The organism is Pseudomonas sp. Emmai (assembly GCF_055179735.1).
This window is the reverse complement of record NZ_CM143685.1, coordinates 6,586,378-6,605,000: the sequence shown is the minus strand read 5'-3', so window position 1 is coordinate 6,605,000 and position 18,623 is coordinate 6,586,378. Positions and strand designations below refer to the sequence as shown.

Here is an 18,623-nt window from a genome sequence, read left to right as displayed (position 1 = left end):
GCTGGGAATAGACCCGAAACCGGGCGATCTATCCATGGGCAGGTTGAAGGTTGGGTAACACTAACTGGAGGACCGAACCGACTACCGTTGAAAAGTTAGCGGATGACCTGTGGATCGGAGTGAAAGGCTAATCAAGCTCGGAGATAGCTGGTTCTCCTCGAAAGCTATTTAGGTAGCGCCTCATGTATCACTGTAGGGGGTAGAGCACTGTTTCGGCTAGGGGGTCATCCCGACTTACCAAACCGATGCAAACTCCGAATACCTACAAGTGCCGAGCATGGGAGACACACGGCGGGTGCTAACGTCCGTCGTGAAAAGGGAAACAACCCAGACCGTCAGCTAAGGTCCCAAAGTTATGGTTAAGTGGGAAACGATGTGGGAAGGCTTAGACAGCTAGGAGGTTGGCTTAGAAGCAGCCACCCTTTAAAGAAAGCGTAATAGCTCACTAGTCGAGTCGGCCTGCGCGGAAGATGTAACGGGGCTCAAACCATACACCGAAGCTACGGGTATCACTTAGGTGATGCGGTAGAGGAGCGTTCTGTAAGCCTGTGAAGGTGAGTTGAGAAGCTTGCTGGAGGTATCAGAAGTGCGAATGCTGACATGAGTAACGACAATGGGTGTGAAAAACACCCACGCCGAAAGACCAAGGTTTCCTGCGCAACGTTAATCGACGCAGGGTTAGTCGGTCCCTAAGGCGAGGCTGAAAAGCGTAGTCGATGGAAAACAGGTTAATATTCCTGTACTTCTGGTTATTGCGATGGAGGGACGGAGAAGGCTAGGCCAGCTTGGCGTTGGTTGTCCAAGTTTAAGGTGGTAGGCTGGAATCTTAGGTAAATCCGGGATTCTAAGGCCGAGAGCTGATGACGAGTGTTCTTTTAGAACACGAAGTGGTTGATGCCATGCTTCCAAGAAAAGCTTCTAAGCTTCAGGTAACCAGGAACCGTACCCCAAACCGACACAGGTGGTTGGGTAGAGAATACCAAGGCGCTTGAGAGAACTCGGGTGAAGGAACTAGGCAAAATGGCACCGTAACTTCGGGAGAAGGTGCGCCGGTGAGGGTGAAGCATTTACTGCGTAAGCCCATGCCGGTCGAAGATACCAGGCCGCTGCGACTGTTTATTAAAAACACAGCACTCTGCAAACACGAAAGTGGACGTATAGGGTGTGACGCCTGCCCGGTGCCGGAAGGTTAATTGATGGGGTTAGCTAACGCGAAGCTCTTGATCGAAGCCCCGGTAAACGGCGGCCGTAACTATAACGGTCCTAAGGTAGCGAAATTCCTTGTCGGGTAAGTTCCGACCTGCACGAATGGCGTAACGATGGCGGCGCTGTCTCCACCCGAGACTCAGTGAAATTGAAATCGCTGTGAAGATGCAGTGTATCCGCGGCTAGACGGAAAGACCCCGTGAACCTTTACTATAGCTTTGCACTGGACTTTGAATTTGCTTGTGTAGGATAGGTGGGAGGCTTTGAAGCGTGGACGCCAGTTCGCGTGGAGCCAACCTTGAAATACCACCCTGGCAACTTTGAGGTTCTAACTCAGGTCCGTTATCCGGATCGAGGACAGTGTATGGTGGGTAGTTTGACTGGGGCGGTCTCCTCCTAAAGAGTAACGGAGGAGTACGAAGGTGCGCTCAGACCGGTCGGAAATCGGTCGTAGAGTATAAAGGCAAAAGCGCGCTTGACTGCGAGACAGACACGTCGAGCAGGTACGAAAGTAGGTCTTAGTGATCCGGTGGTTCTGTATGGAAGGGCCATCGCTCAACGGATAAAAGGTACTCCGGGGATAACAGGCTGATACCGCCCAAGAGTTCATATCGACGGCGGTGTTTGGCACCTCGATGTCGGCTCATCACATCCTGGGGCTGAAGCCGGTCCCAAGGGTATGGCTGTTCGCCATTTAAAGTGGTACGCGAGCTGGGTTTAGAACGTCGTGAGACAGTTCGGTCCCTATCTGCCGTGGACGTTTGAGATTTGAGAGGGGCTGCTCCTAGTACGAGAGGACCGGAGTGGACGAACCTCTGGTGTTCCGGTTGTCACGCCAGTGGCATTGCCGGGTAGCTATGTTCGGAATAGATAACCGCTGAAAGCATCTAAGCGGGAAACTAGCCTCAAGATGAGATCTCACTGGGACCTTGAGTCCCCTGAAGGGCCGTCGAAGACTACGACGTTGATAGGTTGGGTGTGTAAGCGCTGTGAGGCGTTGAGCTAACCAATACTAATTGCCCGTGAGGCTTGACCATATAACACCCAAGCAATTTGCGTCGAAAGAGCAGATTGCGGTGTGTGAAGACGAAACGAACCGAAAGTTCGAAAGACTCACTAAACACCGAAAGCTATCACATACCCAATTTGCTGAAGCGAGGCCAGCTGGCCGCGACTCAGTACCCGAATTTCTTGACGACCATAGAGCATTGGAACCACCTGATCCCATCCCGAACTCAGCAGTGAAACGATGCATCGCCGATGGTAGTGTGGGGTTTCCCCATGTGAGAGTAGGTCATCGTCAAGATTAAATTCCGAAACCCCTATCTGCGTATGCAGGTAGGGGTTTTGTTTTGTCCGAAGAAAAATCCGCTCAATAGGGTTTCTATGCAACGGCTCGGGGCATGGCTATCATTCGGGCCTCATTGTGAGGCGGGACTTGCATGCTGACTTTGTTAAAGCTTCTAAAGGATGGCCGATTCCATTCAGGTGAGGCCTTGGGCATAGCCTTGGGTGTCAGTCGAAGTGCTGTGTGGAAGCAGCTTCAGCTTTTAGAGGCTGAATTGGGTCTGTCAATTCATAAGGTGCGCGGTCGCGGCTATCAATTGGCTGCGCCATTGACACTACTTGATCCTGTGGAAATAGATGAAAAGTCGTCCATTTGCGGTTGGCCTGCGCAGGTTTTTGACTCTATTGACTCTACTAATGCTGAAGCCTTGCGCGCTATCGGGCGAGGTAGGGCTGCGCCGTTCCTGGTACTGGCAGAGCGACAGACTGCTGGTCGCGGAAGGCGAGGTCGTAAATGGGTGAGTCCATTTGCAGAAAACATCTATTACAGCCTCGTGCTACGCATCGAGGGTGGTATGCGGCAGTTGGAAGGCTTGAGTTTGGTTGTAGGGCTTGCGGTAATGCATGCCTTGCGAAAGCAGGGGGTTTCCGGGGTGGGGCTAAAATGGCCCAATGACCTTCTTGTTGGTCAGAAAAAGATCGCGGGGATACTCCTAGAGTTGGTGGGCGATCCTGCTGACGTGTGTCACGTAGTGTTAGGTGTTGGAATCAATGTGAACATGCAGGCCGCTGAAGAGGTTGATCAGCAGTGGACGTCCATGCGGCTTGAGTCTGGCAGGGTGTTTGACCGCAATCTCTTGGTGGTGGAGCTGGGTTTGATGCTCCAGGCTTACTTGGAGCGTCATCAGCGCGACGGCTTTTCAGCCAGCCATGATGAGTGGGAGCAAAACCATCTGTGGCAGGGGCGGGCTGTCTCATTGATTGCCGGCGTCAACCAGATAGATGGCGTTGTAATGGGTATCGATAATCAGGGTGCCTTGCGCTTGAAGGTGGATGATGTGGAAAAAGTCTTTAGTGGCGGTGAGCTCAGTTTGAGGTTGCGTGATGATTCTTGAGCTCGACTGCGGTAATAGCTTTATAAAGTGGCGGTTGCTCGGTGCGGACGTCCGGTCAGTGGTTGCGGAAGGTATTGTCGATTCGGATCTTGCCTTGCTGGAGAGCTTGAAGCAGGTCAATGGGTTGGCTCTCAAGCATTGTCGATTGGTGAGTGTCAGGACTGGTGAAGAGACCAGTGCCCTGATTTGCCTTTTGACTGACGCGTTTGGGGTGTCCGTCATGTGTGCGGTGTCTGCCCGCGAAATGTCCGGCGTCCGTAATGGCTACGATGATTATGAAAGGCTTGGTCTTGATCGCTGGCTTGCGATGCTTGGAGGGTTTCACCTAGCCTCGGGCGCCTGTCTTGTGTTGGATTTCGGCACGGCGGTCACTGCAGACTTTATTGCGAACGACGGAGAGCATCTTGGGGGATTCATTTGTCCAGGTATGCCCTTGATGCGCAATCAGTTGCGCACCCATACCCGAAGAATCCGCTATGGCGATCTTGCGGCTGAGCGCGCTCTGGAAAGCCTTGTGCCTGGTCGCACAACTGTAGAGGCAGTTGAGAGAGGGTGTTCCTTGATGCTTCAGGGTTTTGTCCTGACCCAGCTCCAGCTGGCGCGCAGCTATTGGGGAGAGGGTTTCACTGTATTCCTCACTGGTGGTGATGCTGACCTGGTTGCCGGGATCGTGCCTGATGCCAGGGTGGTTCCTGATCTGGTGTTTGTAGGTTTGGCTATGGCGTGTCCCTTGCCCTGAGGTTCTTATGCGTTGGTTGTTTCTGTTGCTGGTCGTCCTCAATGTTTTTTATTACGTCTGGCATCAACAAGAGGCGCCCCTTCGTGCGAAGGATGTGACGCCCCTGAGCTTGTATCGAGGCTCTCAGCAGGACATACGTTTGTTGAGCGAGACGACTGACGTTGCTCGCGATAAAGGTAAGCCTCTCCAGGCGGACGGTGATTGCCTCTATGTGGGAGGTTTTGCTCGTCAGGAAACGGTACAGGCGATCGAGCGTCGGTTGAGTGGTTTGGAGATCAAGGCTCAGGTCTTGCCTAAGGATGCCCTGGAACCTGGAGGATTTTGGCTCCGTGTGACGCCTGAAAGCCGGCGTTTACTGGATGACTCGAAGCTGCAAAACCTTTCTAAAGAATTCAATGAGTTAAAACATAAAATAATGCCATGCGAGGGGGTTGCACCCGTCGAATAGTTTGAATAGAATGGCGCCCGCTTCGCAGTGAAGACCTTCTACGGTAAACAGTGCGAAACGAGGTCAACGCAGCTAACCTCAGGTTTTTAATGAGAAAATGCTTGACAGAAGGCTGGCATGATATAGAATGCCGGCTCGCTTAGGAGGGGTTCCCGAGCGGCCAAAGGGATCAGACTGTAAATCTGACGTCTACGACTTCGAAGGTTCGAATCCTTCCCCCTCCACCATTTTTAGCGAGAGCTGCAAGCTCTGCGGGTATAGTTTAGTGGTAGAACCTCAGCCTTCCAAGCTGATGATGCGGGTTCGATTCCCGCTACCCGCTCCAAGTTTGCAGGTCCTGCAAAGTGTTGCGCTCTTGTAGCTCAGTTGGTAGAGCACACCCTTGGTAAGGGTGAGGTCAGCGGTTCAAATCCGCTCAAGAGCTCCATATAACAAGGCAGATATGAAAATATCTGCCTTTGTTTTAATGGCTGATGTTACTTGCTCAATTCTTCTGCTGGGAGTTATTTCGATGGCTAAGGAAAAGTTCGAACGTAATAAGCCGCACGTCAACGTAGGTACCATCGGTCACGTAGACCATGGCAAAACTACTCTGACCGCAGCCTTGACTCGTGTCTGCTCCGAAGTTTTCGGTTCGGCAAAAGTCGACTTCGACAAAATCGATAGCGCCCCAGAAGAAAAAGCTCGTGGCATCACCATCAACACCGCTCACGTTGAATACGATTCGGCCGTGCGTCACTACGCACACGTTGACTGTCCAGGTCACGCTGACTACGTAAAAAACATGATCACCGGTGCCGCTCAGATGGATGGCGCGATCCTGGTTTGCTCGGCCGCTGATGGTCCGATGCCGCAAACCCGCGAGCATATCCTGCTCTCTCGCCAGGTTGGCGTTCCGTACATTGTTGTCTTCCTGAACAAGGCTGACATGGTAGATGATGCGGAGCTGCTCGAGCTGGTTGAGATGGAAGTGCGCGATCTGCTGAGTACTTACGATTTCCCAGGTGATGACACTCCGATCATCATTGGTTCTGCGCTGATGGCGTTGAACGGTCAAGATGACAACGAGATGGGTACTACTGCCGTCAAGAAGTTGGTTGAGACTCTGGATAGCTACATTCCGCAGCCTGAGCGTGCTATCGACAAGCCGTTCCTGATGCCGATCGAGGATGTGTTCTCGATCTCCGGTCGCGGTACTGTTGTGACTGGTCGTGTTGAGCGTGGCATTGTTCGCATTCAGGAAGAAGTTGAGATTGTGGGTCTTCGTGACACTGTCAAAACTACTTGTACTGGTGTTGAGATGTTCCGCAAGCTGCTCGACGAAGGTCGTGCTGGCGAGAACTGTGGTGTGCTGCTGCGTGGCACCAAGCGTGATGATGTCGAGCGTGGCCAGGTTCTGGTCAAGCCGGGCACTGTCAAGCCTCACACCAAGTTCACTGCAGAGGTTTATGTTCTGAGCAAGGAGGAGGGTGGTCGTCATACGCCGTTCTTCAAGGGTTACCGTCCACAGTTCTACTTCCGTACTACGGATGTGACCGGTAACTGCGAATTGCCAGAAGGCGTTGAAATGGTGATGCCGGGTGATAACGTTCAGATGACCGTTACCCTGATCAAAACCATCGCGATGGAAGATGGTCTTCGTTTCGCTATCCGTGAAGGCGGTCGTACCGTCGGCGCTGGTGTCGTGGCTAAAGTCATCGAGTAAGTTGTTGTAATGTCTTTTTCAGGCCGGCATAATGGTCGGCCTGATTTTGTTTTAGGTCAGTAGCTCAATTGGCAGAGCGACGGTCTCCAAAACCGTAGGTTGGGGGTTCGATTCCCTCCTGACCTGCCAGATTCACTTGGTGTGTCTGGCTTTCTTTTCACAGGATCTTCATAGATGACTCCTAAAGCTGAAGCTCAAGGCTCTCGCTTCGATCTGCTCAAGTGGCTAGTAGTAGTCGCTTTGGTGGTTGTTGGCGTTGTTGGCAATCAGTATTACTCTGCTTCGCCGATCCTGTACCGCGTACTAGCTTTGCTCGCCATTGCTGCTGTAGCTGCCTTTGTAGGCCTGCAGACAGTCAAGGGCAAGTCTTTCTTTGTACTGGTTAAGGAAGCTCGCACCGAGATTCGTAAAGTCGTATGGCCAACTCGCCAAGAAACCACGCAGACCACGTTGATTGTTGTGGCTGTTGTTCTGGTTATGGCGTTGCTGTTGTGGGGGCTTGACTCCCTCCTCGGCTGGCTTGTTTCCTTGATTGTCGGCTAAGGGTGTCCCGTGGCTAAGCGTTGGTACGTTGTGCATGCTTACTCCGGTTACGAGAAGCATGTCATGCGCTCGTTGGTAGAGCGCGTAAAGCTGGCTGGCATGGAAGATGGCTTCGGCGAAATTCTGGTTCCCACTGAAGAAGTGGTTGAAATGCGTAATGGCCAGAAACGCAAAAGCGAGCGCAAGTTCTTCCCAGGTTATGTGCTGGTCCAGATGGACATGAACGAGGGGACTTGGCACTTGGTCAAGGATACTCCTCGGGTGATGGGTTTCATTGGCGGTACCGCCGATAAGCCTGCACCGATCACAGATAAAGAGGCAGAAGCGATTCTGCGTCGCGTTGCTGACGGTAGCGACAAGCCGAAGCCGAAGACACTCTTCGAGCCAGGCGAATCGGTGCGTGTCAACGATGGGCCGTTTGCTGATTTCACTGGCACGGTCGAAGAAGTTAACTACGAAAAGAGCCGAATCCAAGTGGCAGTGCTCATTTTCGGTCGCTCTACTCCGGTAGAGTTAGAGTTCAGTCAGGTCGAAAAGGTCTAGCTGAGCAAGCATCCCAACCCCGCAGCCCTAGGCTGTGGGGTTTTGTCGTCACTGGGATAAACGCGCAAGTAACCGGGGAGCCTTTCGAGGCGTTCGAACCCGTAATTGGAGTGCCTCATGGCCAAGAAGATTACCGCTTACATCAAGCTGCAAGTGAAGGCCGCTCAGGCTAACCCAAGCCCACCTGTTGGTCCTGCTCTGGGTCAGCACGGCGTGAACATCATGGAATTCTGCAAGGCTTTCAACGCCCGTACTCAGGGTCTTGAAGCTGGTCTGCCGACTCCAGTGATCATCACTGTCTATAGCGACCGTAGCTTCACTTTCGAAACCAAATCCACACCTGCTTCGGTTCTGCTGAAGAAGGCTGCTGGTCTGACTAGCGGTTCTGCTCGTCCGAACACCGTTAAGGTTGGCACCGTGACTCGTGCTCAGCTGGAAGAAATCGCGAAAACCAAAAACGCGGATCTGACTGCAGCTGATATGGACGCAGCCGTGCGTACTATCGCCGGTTCTGCTCGTAGCATGGGCCTTAACGTGGAGGGTGTGTAATGGCTAAGTTGACCAAGCGTCAAAAGGCTATCGCCGGCAAAATCGAAGCAGGCAAGGCCTACAACTTTGTAGACGCTGCTGCTCTGCTGGCTGAGCTGTCGACTGTCAAGTTCAGCGAGTCGTTCGACGTTGCTGTTAACCTGGGCGTTGACCCGCGTAAATCCGACCAGGTCGTTCGTAGCGCTACTGTGCTGCCGCACGGCACTGGCAAGACTGTTCGCGTTGCTGTGTTCACCCAGGGGCCAGCTGCTGAGGCCGCTCTGGCTGCCGGCGCTGACCGTGTAGGTATGGACGATCTGGCTGCCGAAATGAAAGGCGGCGACCTGAACTATGACGTAGTTATCGCATCCCCGGATGCAATGCGCGTTGTTGGTCAGTTGGGTCAGATCCTCGGCCCACGCGGTCTGATGCCTAACCCTAAAGTCGGCACCGTAACCCCAGACGTAGCTACCGCGGTTAAAAACGCCAAGGCTGGTCAGGTTCGTTATCGCACCGACAAAAACGGCATCATTCACACCTCCGTTGGCAAAGTCGGTTTCGACGCCGTCAAGCTGAAGGAAAACGTTGAAGCCCTGATCGCTGATCTGAAGCGTATCAAGCCAGCTTCTTCGAAAGGTATTTACGTCAAGCGCGTTACCCTGAGCACCACCATGGGTCCAGGTCTGGTCATCGACCAAGGCTCGCTCGACGCGTAAGACACAGGTTGGCGCAAGCGATTGCGCCAATTGAAAGATTGGGGTCCCTGCCTGGCGGGGGCTATCCAAGACCGTAGGCGGCGCAAGTCTTAAACCTCAAGCCTACGCAGATGGTGCTCCCGGTTCCTTACCGAATCAGACACCAAAACGACATCCGGCTCCGGTTGGATGAAACGGTAACAAGCAGGAGTTAAACCCGTGGCAATTAATCTCGAAGACAAGAAGGCCATCGTCGCTGAAGTCAACGAGGCTGCCAAAGTTGCCCTGTCTGCTGTTGTGGCTGATGCCCGCGGTGTGACAGTAGGCGCAATGACCGGACTCCGTAAAGAGGCTCGTGAAGCTGGCGTATACGTACGTGTTGTACGTAACACCCTGCTCAAGCGCGCTGTTGCTGGCACTGAATACAGTGTCCTCAACGACGTGTTCACCGGCCCGACTCTGATCGCGTTCTCCAAGGATCATCCAGGCGCTGCTGCCCGTTTGTTCAAGGAATTCGCCAAGAGTCAGGATAAGTTCGAGATCAAGGCAGCTGCGTTCGAGGGCAAGTTCCTCGCAGCTAACCAAATCGACGTACTGGCAACACTGCCGACCCGTAACGAAGCTATTTCTCAGCTGATGAGCGTGATTCAAGGCGCTACCAGCAAGTTGGCTCGTACTCTGGCTGCAGTTCGCGAGCAAAAAGAAGCTGCTGCAGCCTAAGGCTGAGCATCTCCTTTCGCGTATTTTTGTTTATTTCGATGGCCGCGTAGGCCGTCCCCCAATTCAGGAAATACAGTAATGTCTATCTCCCAAGAAGATATCCTCAACGCCGTAGCTGAAATGTCGGTTCTGCAGGTTGTTGAGCTGATCAAAGCTTTCGAAGAAAAATTCGGCGTTTCCGCTGCTGCTGCTTCCGCCGGCCCAGCCGCTGTTGCCGCTGTTGCTGAAGAGCAAACCGAATTCAACGTCATGTTGACCGAAACTGGCGAGAAGAAAGTTAACGTGATCAAGGCAGTACGTGAACTGACCGGTCTGGGCTTGAAAGAAGCCAAGGCTGTAGTTGACGGCGCTCCTGCCATGGTTCTGGAAGCTGTTTCGAAAGACGCAGCTGACAAAGCCAAAGCCACTCTGGAAGAAGCAGGCGCTAAAGTCGAGCTGAAGTAAGCATCGACTTTGCGTCTCCAGCCCGAGCGTTAAGCGAAAGGCTGATGGCTGGTGGCTCTTGCCACCGGCCTTTTTCCGTTATTGGCAGCCGACTGGGTCGGTGCTGGTAACGAGCTGTAACCACCCGATGCGGTGGAGCAAACCATGGGGTTTGCACGATTTTCTGGCTGCTCCCGTCGGGAGGGGCCAAACAAGCAGGTGACCAAGCTGGGGAACGCTGATGGCTTACTCATATACTGAGAAAAAACGTATCCGCAAGGACTTTAGCAAGTTGCCGGACGTCATGGATGTGCCGTACCTCCTGGCCATCCAGCTGGATTCGTATCGTGAATTCTTGCAAGCGGGAGCGACTAAAGATCAGTTCCGCGACGTGGGCCTGCATGCGGCCTTCAAATCCGTTTTCCCGATCATCAGCTACTCCGGCAATGCTGCGCTGGAGTACGTCGGTTATCGCCTGGGCGAACCGGCATTTGATGTCAAAGAATGCGTATTGCGCGGTGTAACTTACGCCGTACCGTTGCGGGTAAAAGTGCGCCTGATCATTTTCGACAAAGAATCGTCGAACAAAGCGATCAAGGACATCAAAGAGCAAGAAGTCTACATGGGTGAAATCCCCCTGATGACTGAGAACGGTACCTTCGTAATCAACGGTACCGAGCGTGTAATCGTTTCCCAGCTGCACCGTTCCCCGGGCGTGTTCTTCGACCACGACCGTGGCAAGACGCACAGCTCCGGTAAACTGCTGTACTCCGCGCGCATCATCCCTTACCGCGGTTCGTGGTTGGACTTCGAGTTCGATCCGAAAGACTGCGTATTCGTGCGTATTGACCGTCGTCGCAAGCTGCCTGCATCGGTATTGCTGCGCGCGCTCGGCTATACCACTGAAGAAGTGCTGGACGCGTTCTACACCACCAACGTCTTCCACGTGCAAGGTGAAAACCTCAGCCTGGAACTGGTGCCTCATCGCCTGCGCGGTGAAATTGCTGTCCTGGATATCCTGGATGACAAAGGCAAGGTTATTGTCGAGCAAGGTCGTCGTATTACTGCTCGCCACATCAACCAGCTGGAAAAGGCAGGGATCAAAGAGCTGCAAGTGCCTCTGGACTACGTCCTGGGCCGCACTACAGCCAAGGTCATCGTGCATCCGGCAACCGGCGAAATCCTTGCAGAGTGCAACACCGAGCTGAACACCGAGATCCTGGCGAAAATCGCCAAGTCCCAGGTTGTTCGCATCGAAACTCTGTACACCAACGATATCGACTGCGGTCCGTTCGTCTCCGACACTCTGAAGATCGACTCCACCAGCAACCAATTGGAAGCGCTGGTCGAGATCTATCGCATGATGCGTCCAGGCGAGCCGCCAACCAAAGACGCTGCCGAGACTCTGTTCAACAACCTGTTCTTCAGCCCTGAGCGCTATGACCTGTCTGCGGTCGGCCGGATGAAGTTCAACCGTCGTATCGGTCGTACCGAGATCGAAGGTTCGGGCGTGTTGTGCAAGGAAGACATCGTTGCGGTCCTGAAGACTCTGGTCGACATCCGTAACGGTAAAGGCATCGTCGATGACATCGACCACTTGGGTAACCGTCGTGTTCGCTGCGTAGGCGAAATGGCTGAAAACCAGTTCCGCGTTGGCCTGGTACGTGTTGAGCGTGCGGTCAAAGAGCGTCTGTCGATGGCTGAAAGCGAAGGCCTGATGCCGCAAGACCTGATCAACGCCAAGCCAGTGGCTGCGGCGGTGAAAGAGTTCTTCGGTTCCAGCCAGCTGTCCCAGTTCATGGACCAGAACAACCCGCTGTCCGAGATCACCCACAAGCGTCGTGTGTCTGCACTCGGCCCTGGCGGCTTGACTCGTGAGCGTGCTGGCTTTGAAGTTCGTGACGTACACCCGACTCACTACGGTCGTGTATGCCCGATTGAAACGCCGGAAGGTCCGAACATCGGTCTGATCAACTCCCTGGCTGCCTATGCGCGCACCAACCAGTACGGCTTCCTCGAGAGCCCGTACCGCGTGGTGAAAGACGCTTTGGTCACCGACGAGATCGTTTTCCTGTCCGCCATCGAAGAGGCTGATCACGTGATCGCCCAGGCTTCGGCCACGATGAACGACAAGAAAATGCTGATCGACGAACTGGTAGCTGTTCGTCACTTGAACGAGTTCACCGTCAAGGCGCCGGAAGACGTCACCTTGATGGACGTTTCGCCGAAGCAGGTTGTTTCGGTTGCAGCGTCGCTGATCCCGTTCCTCGAGCACGATGACGCCAACCGTGCGTTGATGGGTTCGAACATGCAGCGTCAAGCTGTACCAACCCTGCGCGCTGACAAGCCGCTGGTCGGTACCGGCATGGAGCGTAACGTAGCTCGTGACTCCGGCGTTTGCGTCGTGGCTCGTCGTGGCGGCGTGATCGATTCCGTTGATGCCAGCCGTATCGTGGTTCGTGTTGCTGATGACGAAGTTGAAACCGGTGAAGCTGGTGTCGACATCTACAACCTCACCAAATACACCCGTTCCAACCAGAACACCTGCATCAACCAGCGTCCGCTGGTGCGTAAAGGTGATCGGGTTCAGCGTAGCGACATCATGGCCGACGGTCCGTCCACCGACATGGGTGAGCTGGCGCTGGGTCAGAACATGCGCATCGCGTTCATGGCCTGGAACGGTTACAACTTCGAAGACTCCATCTGCCTGTCGGAACGAGTTGTTCAAGAAGATCGCTTCACCACGATCCACATTCAGGAACTGACCTGTGTGGCACGTGACACCAAGCTTGGGCCAGAGGAAATTACTGCCGACATCCCGAACGTGGGTGAAGCTGCTCTGAACAAGCTGGACGAAGCCGGTATCGTTTACGTAGGTGCTGAAGTTGGCGCAGGCGACATTCTGGTTGGTAAGGTCACTCCGAAAGGCGAGACCCAACTGACTCCGGAAGAGAAGCTGTTGCGTGCCATCTTCGGTGAAAAAGCCAGCGACGTTAAAGACACCTCCCTGCGCGTGCCTACCGGCACTAAGGGTACCGTCATCGACGTACAGGTCTTCACTCGTGACGGCGTTGAGCGTGATGCTCGTGCACTGTCGATCGAGAAGACTCAACTCGACGAGATCCGCAAGGACCTGAACGAAGAGTTCCGTATCGTTGAAGGCGCAACTTTCGAACGTCTGCGTTCCGCTCTGGTCGGCCACAAAGCCGAAGGCGGCGCCGGCCTGAAGAAAGGTCAGGACATCACCGACGAAGTACTCGACGGTCTTGAGCATGGTCAGTGGTTCAAACTGCGCATGACTGAAGATGCTCTGAACGAGCAACTCGAGAAGGCCCAGGCCTACATCGTTGATCGTCGCCGTCTGCTGGACGACAAGTTCGAAGACAAGAAGCGCAAACTGCAGCAGGGCGATGACCTGGCTCCAGGCGTGCTGAAAATCGTCAAGGTTTACCTGGCAATCCGTCGTCGCATCCAGCCGGGCGACAAGATGGCCGGTCGTCACGGTAACAAAGGTGTGGTCTCCGTGATCATGCCGGTTGAAGACATGCCGCACGATGCCAATGGCACCCCGGTCGACGTCGTCCTCAACCCGTTGGGCGTACCTTCGCGTATGAACGTTGGTCAGATCCTTGAAACTCACCTCGGCCTCGCGGCTAAAGGTCTGGGCGAGAAGATCAACCGGATGATCGAAGAACAGCGCAAAGTCGCTGAACTTCGTAAATTCCTTGACGAGATCTACAACCAGATCGGCGGTCGTAACGAAGATCTGGATAGCTTCTCCGACCAGGAAATCCTGGATCTGGCGAAGAACCTGCGTGGCGGCGTTCCAATGGCCACTCCAGTGTTCGACGGTGCCAAGGAAAGCGAAATCAAGGCCATGCTGAAACTGGCAGACCTGCCAGAAAGCGGCCAGATGCAGCTGACCGACGGCCGTACCGGCAACAAGTTCGAGCGCCCGGTTACTGTTGGCTACATGTACATGCTGAAGCTGAACCACTTGGTAGACGACAAGATGCACGCTCGTTCTACCGGTTCGTACAGCCTGGTTACCCAGCAGCCGCTGGGTGGTAAGGCACAGTTCGGTGGTCAGCGTTTCGGGGAGATGGAGGTCTGGGCACTGGAAGCATACGGTGCCGCTTACACTCTGCAAGAAATGCTCACAGTGAAGTCGGACGATGTGAACGGCCGTACCAAGATGTACAAAAACATCGTGGATGGCGATCACCGTATGGAGCCGGGCATGCCCGAGTCTTTCAACGTGTTGATCAAGGAAATTCGTTCCCTCGGCATCGATATCGATCTGGAAACCGAATAACACGTGACGCGAATCGAGAGCGGGGCAGGATTGCCCGCTCTCTGCTCCGCCAGGAGGAAAGGCCTTGAAAGACCTACTGAATTTGCTGAAAAACCAGGGTCAAGTCGAAGAGTTCGACGCCATCCGTATTGGATTGGCATCGCCTGAGATGATCCGTTCGTGGTCGTTCGGTGAAGTTAAAAAGCCGGAAACCATCAACTACCGTACGTTCAAACCTGAGCGTGACGGCCTGTTCTGCGCCAAGATCTTTGGCCCGGTAAAGGATTACGAGTGCCTGTGCGGTAAGTACAAGCGCTTGAAGCACCGTGGTGTGATCTGCGAGAAGTGCGGCGTTGAAGTCGCGCTGGCTAAAGTTCGTCGTGAGCGCATGGCGCACATCGAACTGGCTTCGCCGGTTGCCCACATCTGGTTCCTGAAATCGCTGCCGTCGCGTATCGGCTTGCTGATGGACATGACCCTGCGCGATATCGAACGCGTTCTCTATTTCGAGAGCTATGTCGTTATCGACCCGGGCATGACCACCCTTGAAAAAGGTCAGCTGCTGAACGACGAGCAGTACTTCGAAGCGCTGGAAGAGTTCGGCGACGATTTCGATGCCCGCATGGGTGCCGAAGCTGTCCGTGAACTGCTGCACGCTATCGACCTGGAGCACGAGATTGGCCGTCTGCGCGAAGAAATTCCGCAAACCAACTCCGAAACCAAGATCAAGAAGCTGTCCAAGCGTCTGAAGTTGATGGAAGCCTTCCAGGGTTCCGGCAACCTTCCAGAATGGATGGTGCTGACCGTTCTGCCGGTTCTGCCGCCAGATCTGCGTCCACTGGTCCCGCTGGATGGCGGTCGCTTCGCGACTTCCGATCTCAACGATCTGTATCGTCGAGTGATCAACCGTAACAACCGCTTGAAGCGTCTGCTCGATCTGTCCGCTCCCGACATCATCGTGCGCAACGAAAAGCGTATGTTGCAGGAAGCCGTCGATGCACTGCTCGACAACGGTCGTCGTGGCCGCGCTATCACCGGTTCCAACAAGCGTCCTCTGAAATCCCTGGCTGACATGATCAAGGGTAAACAAGGTCGTTTCCGTCAGAACTTGCTCGGTAAGCGTGTTGACTACTCCGGTCGTTCGGTAATTACCGTAGGTCCGACCCTGCGTCTGCACCAGTGCGGTCTGCCGAAGAAGATGGCTCTCGAGCTGTTCAAGCCGTTCATTTTCGGCAAGCTGGAAATGCGTGGTCTCGCTACCACCATCAAAGCTGCCAAGAAGATGGTCGAGCGCGAGCTGCCGGAAGTTTGGGACGTTCTCGCTGAAGTAATCCGCGAACACCCGGTTCTCCTCAACCGTGCACCGACCCTTCACCGTCTGGGTATCCAGGCGTTTGAACCGGTACTGATCGAAGGTAAGGCTATCCAGCTGCACCCGTTGGTCTGTGCTGCGTACAACGCCGACTTCGACGGCGACCAAATGGCCGTGCACGTACCGCTGACACTGGAAGCCCAGTTGGAAGCGCGTGCGTTGATGATGTCGACCAACAACATTCTGTCGCCAGCCAACGGTGAGCCAATCATCGTTCCGTCGCAGGACGTTGTATTGGGTCTGTACTACATGACTCGTGAAGCGATCAACGCCAAAGGCGAAGGTCGTGTGTTCGCGGATCTGCAGGAAGTTGACCGTGTGTTCCGTGCTGGCGAAGCCGCACTGCACGCTAAAGTCAAAGTGCGGATCCACGAAACCGTCAACGATCGCGATGGTGGCAGCGTCAAGAACACCCGTATCGTCGACACCACTGTCGGCCGTGCGCTGTTGTTCCAGGTTGTTCCGCCTGGCCTGTCGTACGACGTCGTCAACCAGCCGATGAAGAAAAAAGCGATCTCCAAGCTGATCAACCAGTGCTACCGCGTGGTTGGTTTGAAAGAGACCGTGATCTTCGCTGACCAGTTGATGTACACCGGTTTTGCCTATTCGACCATTTCCGGCGTTTCCATCGGTGTTAACGACTTCGTTATCCCGGATGAAAAAGCCCGCATCATCAATGCTGCTACTGATGAAGTGAAAGAGATCGAAAGTCAGTACGCCTCCGGCCTGGTAACCCAGGGCGAGAAGTACAACAAAGTGATCGACCTTTGGTCCAAGGCGAACGACGAAGTTTCCAAGGCGATGATGGCCAACCTCTCGAAAGAGAAAGTCATCGACCGTCATGGCGTCGAAGTCGACCAAGAGTCCTTCAACTCGATGTACATGATGGCCGACTCGGGCGCACGGGGTTCTGCTGCGCAGATCCGTCAGCTCGCCGGTATGCGTGGCCTGATGGCCAAGCCGGACGGTTCCATCATCGAAACGCCGATTACTGCGAACTTCCGTGAAGGTTTGAGCGTACTTCAGTACTTCATCTCCACTCACGGTGCTCGTAAAGGTTTGGCGGATACCGCGTTGAAAACTGCGAACTCCGGTTACCTGACTCGTCGTCTGGTAGACGTAGCGCAGGATCTGGTTGTGACCGAGATCGATTGCGGCACCGAGCATGGCCTGGTAATGACTCCGCACATTGAAGGCGGTGACGTTGTTGAGCCGCTGGGTGAGCGCGTATTGGGTCGTGTCATTGCCCGTGACGTGTTCAAGCCAGGTAGCGAAGAAATCATCGTTCCTGCCGGCACGCTGGTAGACGAGAAGTGGGTCGAGTTCATCGAGCTGAACAGCATCGACGAAGTGATCGTGCGTTCGCCGATCAGCTGCGAAACCCGCTACGGCATTTGCGCCAAGTGCTACGGCCGTGACTTGGCTCGTGGTCACCAGGTGAACATCGGTGAAGCGGTCGGCGTTATCGCTGCCCAGTCCATCGGTGAGCCGGGTACTCAGCTGACCATGCGTACGTTCCACATCGGTGGTGCGGCAAGCCGGACCTCCGCAGCTGACAGCGTTCAGGTGAAGAATGGCGGTACCGTCCGTCTGCACAACCTGAAGCACGTTGAGCGAGTGGATGGTTGCCTGGTTGCTGTGTCCCGTTCCGGTGAGCTGGCAATCGCTGATGACTTCGGTCGTGAGCGCGAGCGTTACAAGCTGCCGTACGGTGCTGTGATTTCGGTTAAAGAAGGTGACAAGGTCGACGCTGGCGCAATCGTGGCCAAGTGGGATCCGCACACTCACCCAATCGTTACCGAAATGAAAGGTACCGTGACCTACGTGGGCATGGAAGAAGGCATCACGATCAAGCGTCAGACTGACGAATTGACCGGTATGACCAACATTGAAGTACTCGACGCCAAAGACCGTCCAGCTGCCGGTAAAGACATCCGTCCTGCCGTTAAGATGGTCGGTGTCGATGGCAAGGATCTGCTGCTGCCAGGTACCGACGTACCGGCTCAGTACTTCCTGCCGGCTAACGCCCTGGTCGGTGTAGCGGATGGTGTGCAGGTTGCGATCGGTGATGTTATCGCTCGTATCCCGCAAGAAACTTCGAAAACCCGTGACATCACCGGTGGTCTGCCGCGTGTTGCCGACTTGTTCGAAGCCCGTCGTCCGAAAGAAGCCTCTATTCTGGCTGAAGTCAGCGGCACCATCGCGTTCGGTAAAGAGACCAAAGGCAAGCGCCGTCTGGTTATCACCCCGAACGACGGTACCGATCCGTACGAAGAGCTGATTCCGAAGTGGCGTCACCTGAACGTCTTCGAAGGCGAACAGGTAAACCGCGGCGAAGTTATCTCCGACGGCCCGAGCGATCCACACGACATCCTGCGTCTGCTTGGTGTGAGTGCGCTGGCCAAGTACATCGTGAACGAGATCCAGGACGTTTATCGTCTGCAAGGCGTGAAGATCAACGATAAGCACATCGAGACCATCCTGCGTCAGATGCTGCGTAAAGTTGAAATCGCTGAATCCGGCGACTCGACTTTCATCAAGGGCGACCAGATGGAGTTGACTCACGTTCTGGTAGAGAACGAGCGTCTGGCTGGCGACGAGAAATTCGTTTCCAAGTTCACTCGCGTGCTGTTGGGTATCACCAAGGCGTCGTTGTCCACCGAATCGTTCATCTCGGCGGCTTCCTTCCAGGAAACCACTCGCGTACTGACCGAAGCGGCGGTAACCGGCAAGCGCGATTACCTGCGCGGCCTGAAAGAAAACGTAGTCGTGGGTCGTCTGATCCCGGCCGGTACCGGTCTGGCTTATCACAGCGAGCGTAAGCGCCGCCGTGATGCTGACAAACCGTTGCGCGTAAGCGCCAGTGAAGTGGAAGCTGCACTGACCGAAGCACTGAACTCGAGCGGTAACTGAGTTCTGCAGTAAATGAGTGTGGGGCCCCGGTCGTTCCGTTCATCGAATCGAGACAATTTGTCGAGGTTGGATGAGCGGGGAGGTCGGGGCCT

At 54.6% G+C, this 18,623-nt stretch carries 12 protein-coding genes, 4 tRNA genes and 2 rRNA genes (1 of these 18 running past the window's edge); all 18 read left to right on the top strand.

Features of this window, described 5'->3' with window-relative positions:
- A 23S ribosomal RNA gene (locus ACY4LX_RS30425) occupies positions 1-2,243 on the top strand (it extends 649 nt beyond the left edge of the window).
- Positions 2,244-2,396: 153 nt separating this feature from the next.
- A 5S ribosomal RNA gene (rrf, locus tag ACY4LX_RS30420) occupies positions 2,397-2,512 on the top strand.
- 136 nt (positions 2,513-2,648) lie between these two features.
- The gene (birA, locus tag ACY4LX_RS30415; protein WP_463258621.1) at positions 2,649-3,608 is read left to right on the top strand and encodes a bifunctional biotin--[acetyl-CoA-carboxylase] ligase/biotin operon repressor BirA; all 960 of its coding nucleotides are present in this window, start codon (positions 2,649-2,651) and stop codon (positions 3,606-3,608) included.
- Positions 3,598-4,347, top strand: coding sequence for a pantothenate kinase (locus tag ACY4LX_RS30410; protein WP_463258620.1), 750 nt, complete (start codon positions 3,598-3,600; stop codon positions 4,345-4,347). Before birA ends, ACY4LX_RS30410 begins: the two co-directional genes overlap by 11 nt.
- 7 nt (positions 4,348-4,354) lie before the next feature.
- Positions 4,355-4,795: a hypothetical protein gene (locus ACY4LX_RS30405; protein ID WP_463258619.1), complete on the top strand. Its 441-nt coding sequence runs from the start codon at positions 4,355-4,357 to the stop codon at positions 4,793-4,795.
- 142 nt (positions 4,796-4,937) lie between these two features.
- Positions 4,938-5,022: transfer RNA gene (locus ACY4LX_RS30400), tRNA-Tyr, on the top strand.
- Between the two features lie 24 nt (positions 5,023-5,046).
- A tRNA-Gly gene (locus tag ACY4LX_RS30395) sits at positions 5,047-5,120 on the top strand.
- A 26-nt stretch (positions 5,121-5,146) separates the two neighbouring features.
- Positions 5,147-5,222 (top strand) — tRNA-Thr (locus ACY4LX_RS30390).
- A gap of 84 nt (positions 5,223-5,306) precedes the next feature.
- Positions 5,307-6,500, top strand: coding sequence for an elongation factor Tu (tuf, locus tag ACY4LX_RS30385; protein ID WP_007896619.1), 1,194 nt, complete (start codon positions 5,307-5,309; stop codon positions 6,498-6,500).
- A gap of 53 nt (positions 6,501-6,553) precedes the next feature.
- A tRNA-Trp gene (locus ACY4LX_RS30380) sits at positions 6,554-6,629 on the top strand.
- A gap of 45 nt (positions 6,630-6,674) precedes the next feature.
- Positions 6,675-7,043: a preprotein translocase subunit SecE gene (secE, locus tag ACY4LX_RS30375; protein WP_008145488.1), complete on the top strand. Its 369-nt coding sequence runs from the start codon at positions 6,675-6,677 to the stop codon at positions 7,041-7,043.
- Between the two features lie 9 nt (positions 7,044-7,052).
- Positions 7,053-7,586, top strand: a complete 534-nt coding sequence (nusG, locus tag ACY4LX_RS30370) for a transcription termination/antitermination protein NusG (RefSeq protein WP_007896622.1) — start codon at positions 7,053-7,055, stop codon at positions 7,584-7,586.
- A gap of 117 nt (positions 7,587-7,703) precedes the next feature.
- On the top strand, positions 7,704-8,135 hold the full coding sequence (gene rplK, locus ACY4LX_RS30365; RefSeq protein ID WP_003228756.1) for a 50S ribosomal protein L11: 432 nt from the start codon (positions 7,704-7,706) through the stop codon (positions 8,133-8,135).
- Positions 8,135-8,830 (top strand): 50S ribosomal protein L1, encoded by a 696-nt coding sequence (gene rplA, locus ACY4LX_RS30360; RefSeq protein ID WP_019693883.1) that lies wholly within the window; start codon positions 8,135-8,137, stop codon positions 8,828-8,830. The genes rplK and rplA overlap by 1 nt, the downstream gene beginning before the upstream one ends.
- Before the next feature lie 198 nt (positions 8,831-9,028).
- Positions 9,029-9,529, top strand: coding sequence for a 50S ribosomal protein L10 (gene rplJ, locus ACY4LX_RS30355; protein ID WP_149662057.1), 501 nt, complete (start codon positions 9,029-9,031; stop codon positions 9,527-9,529).
- A gap of 78 nt (positions 9,530-9,607) precedes the next feature.
- A complete protein-coding gene (gene rplL, locus ACY4LX_RS30350) occupies positions 9,608-9,973 on the top strand; it encodes a 50S ribosomal protein L7/L12 (protein WP_149662056.1) in 366 nt (121 codons plus the stop codon).
- Between the two features lie 220 nt (positions 9,974-10,193).
- On the top strand, positions 10,194-14,267 hold the full coding sequence (gene rpoB / locus ACY4LX_RS30345) for a DNA-directed RNA polymerase subunit beta (RefSeq protein WP_123596816.1): 4,074 nt from the start codon (positions 10,194-10,196) through the stop codon (positions 14,265-14,267).
- A 64-nt stretch (positions 14,268-14,331) separates the two neighbouring features.
- Positions 14,332-18,531 (top strand): DNA-directed RNA polymerase subunit beta', encoded by a 4,200-nt coding sequence (rpoC, locus tag ACY4LX_RS30340; protein ID WP_149662055.1) that lies wholly within the window; start codon positions 14,332-14,334, stop codon positions 18,529-18,531.
- Positions 18,532-18,623 lie beyond the last annotated feature (92 nt).

Coding starts and splice junctions, on each gene's coding strand:
- birA (WP_463258621.1), top strand. CDS start 2,649: ATGCTGACTTTGTTAAAGCTTCTAAAGGATGGCCGATTCCATTCAGGT.
- ACY4LX_RS30410 (WP_463258620.1), top strand. CDS start 3,598: ATGATTCTTGAGCTCGACTGCGGTAATAGCTTTATAAAGTGGCGGTTG.
- ACY4LX_RS30405 (WP_463258619.1), top strand. CDS start 4,355: ATGCGTTGGTTGTTTCTGTTGCTGGTCGTCCTCAATGTTTTTTATTAC.
- tuf (WP_007896619.1), top strand. CDS start 5,307: ATGGCTAAGGAAAAGTTCGAACGTAATAAGCCGCACGTCAACGTAGGT.
- secE (WP_008145488.1), top strand. CDS start 6,675: ATGACTCCTAAAGCTGAAGCTCAAGGCTCTCGCTTCGATCTGCTCAAG.
- rplK (WP_003228756.1), top strand. CDS start 7,704: ATGGCCAAGAAGATTACCGCTTACATCAAGCTGCAAGTGAAGGCCGCT.
- rplA (WP_019693883.1), top strand. CDS start 8,135: ATGGCTAAGTTGACCAAGCGTCAAAAGGCTATCGCCGGCAAAATCGAA.
- rplL (WP_149662056.1), top strand. CDS start 9,608: ATGTCTATCTCCCAAGAAGATATCCTCAACGCCGTAGCTGAAATGTCG.
- rpoB (WP_123596816.1), top strand. CDS start 10,194: ATGGCTTACTCATATACTGAGAAAAAACGTATCCGCAAGGACTTTAGC.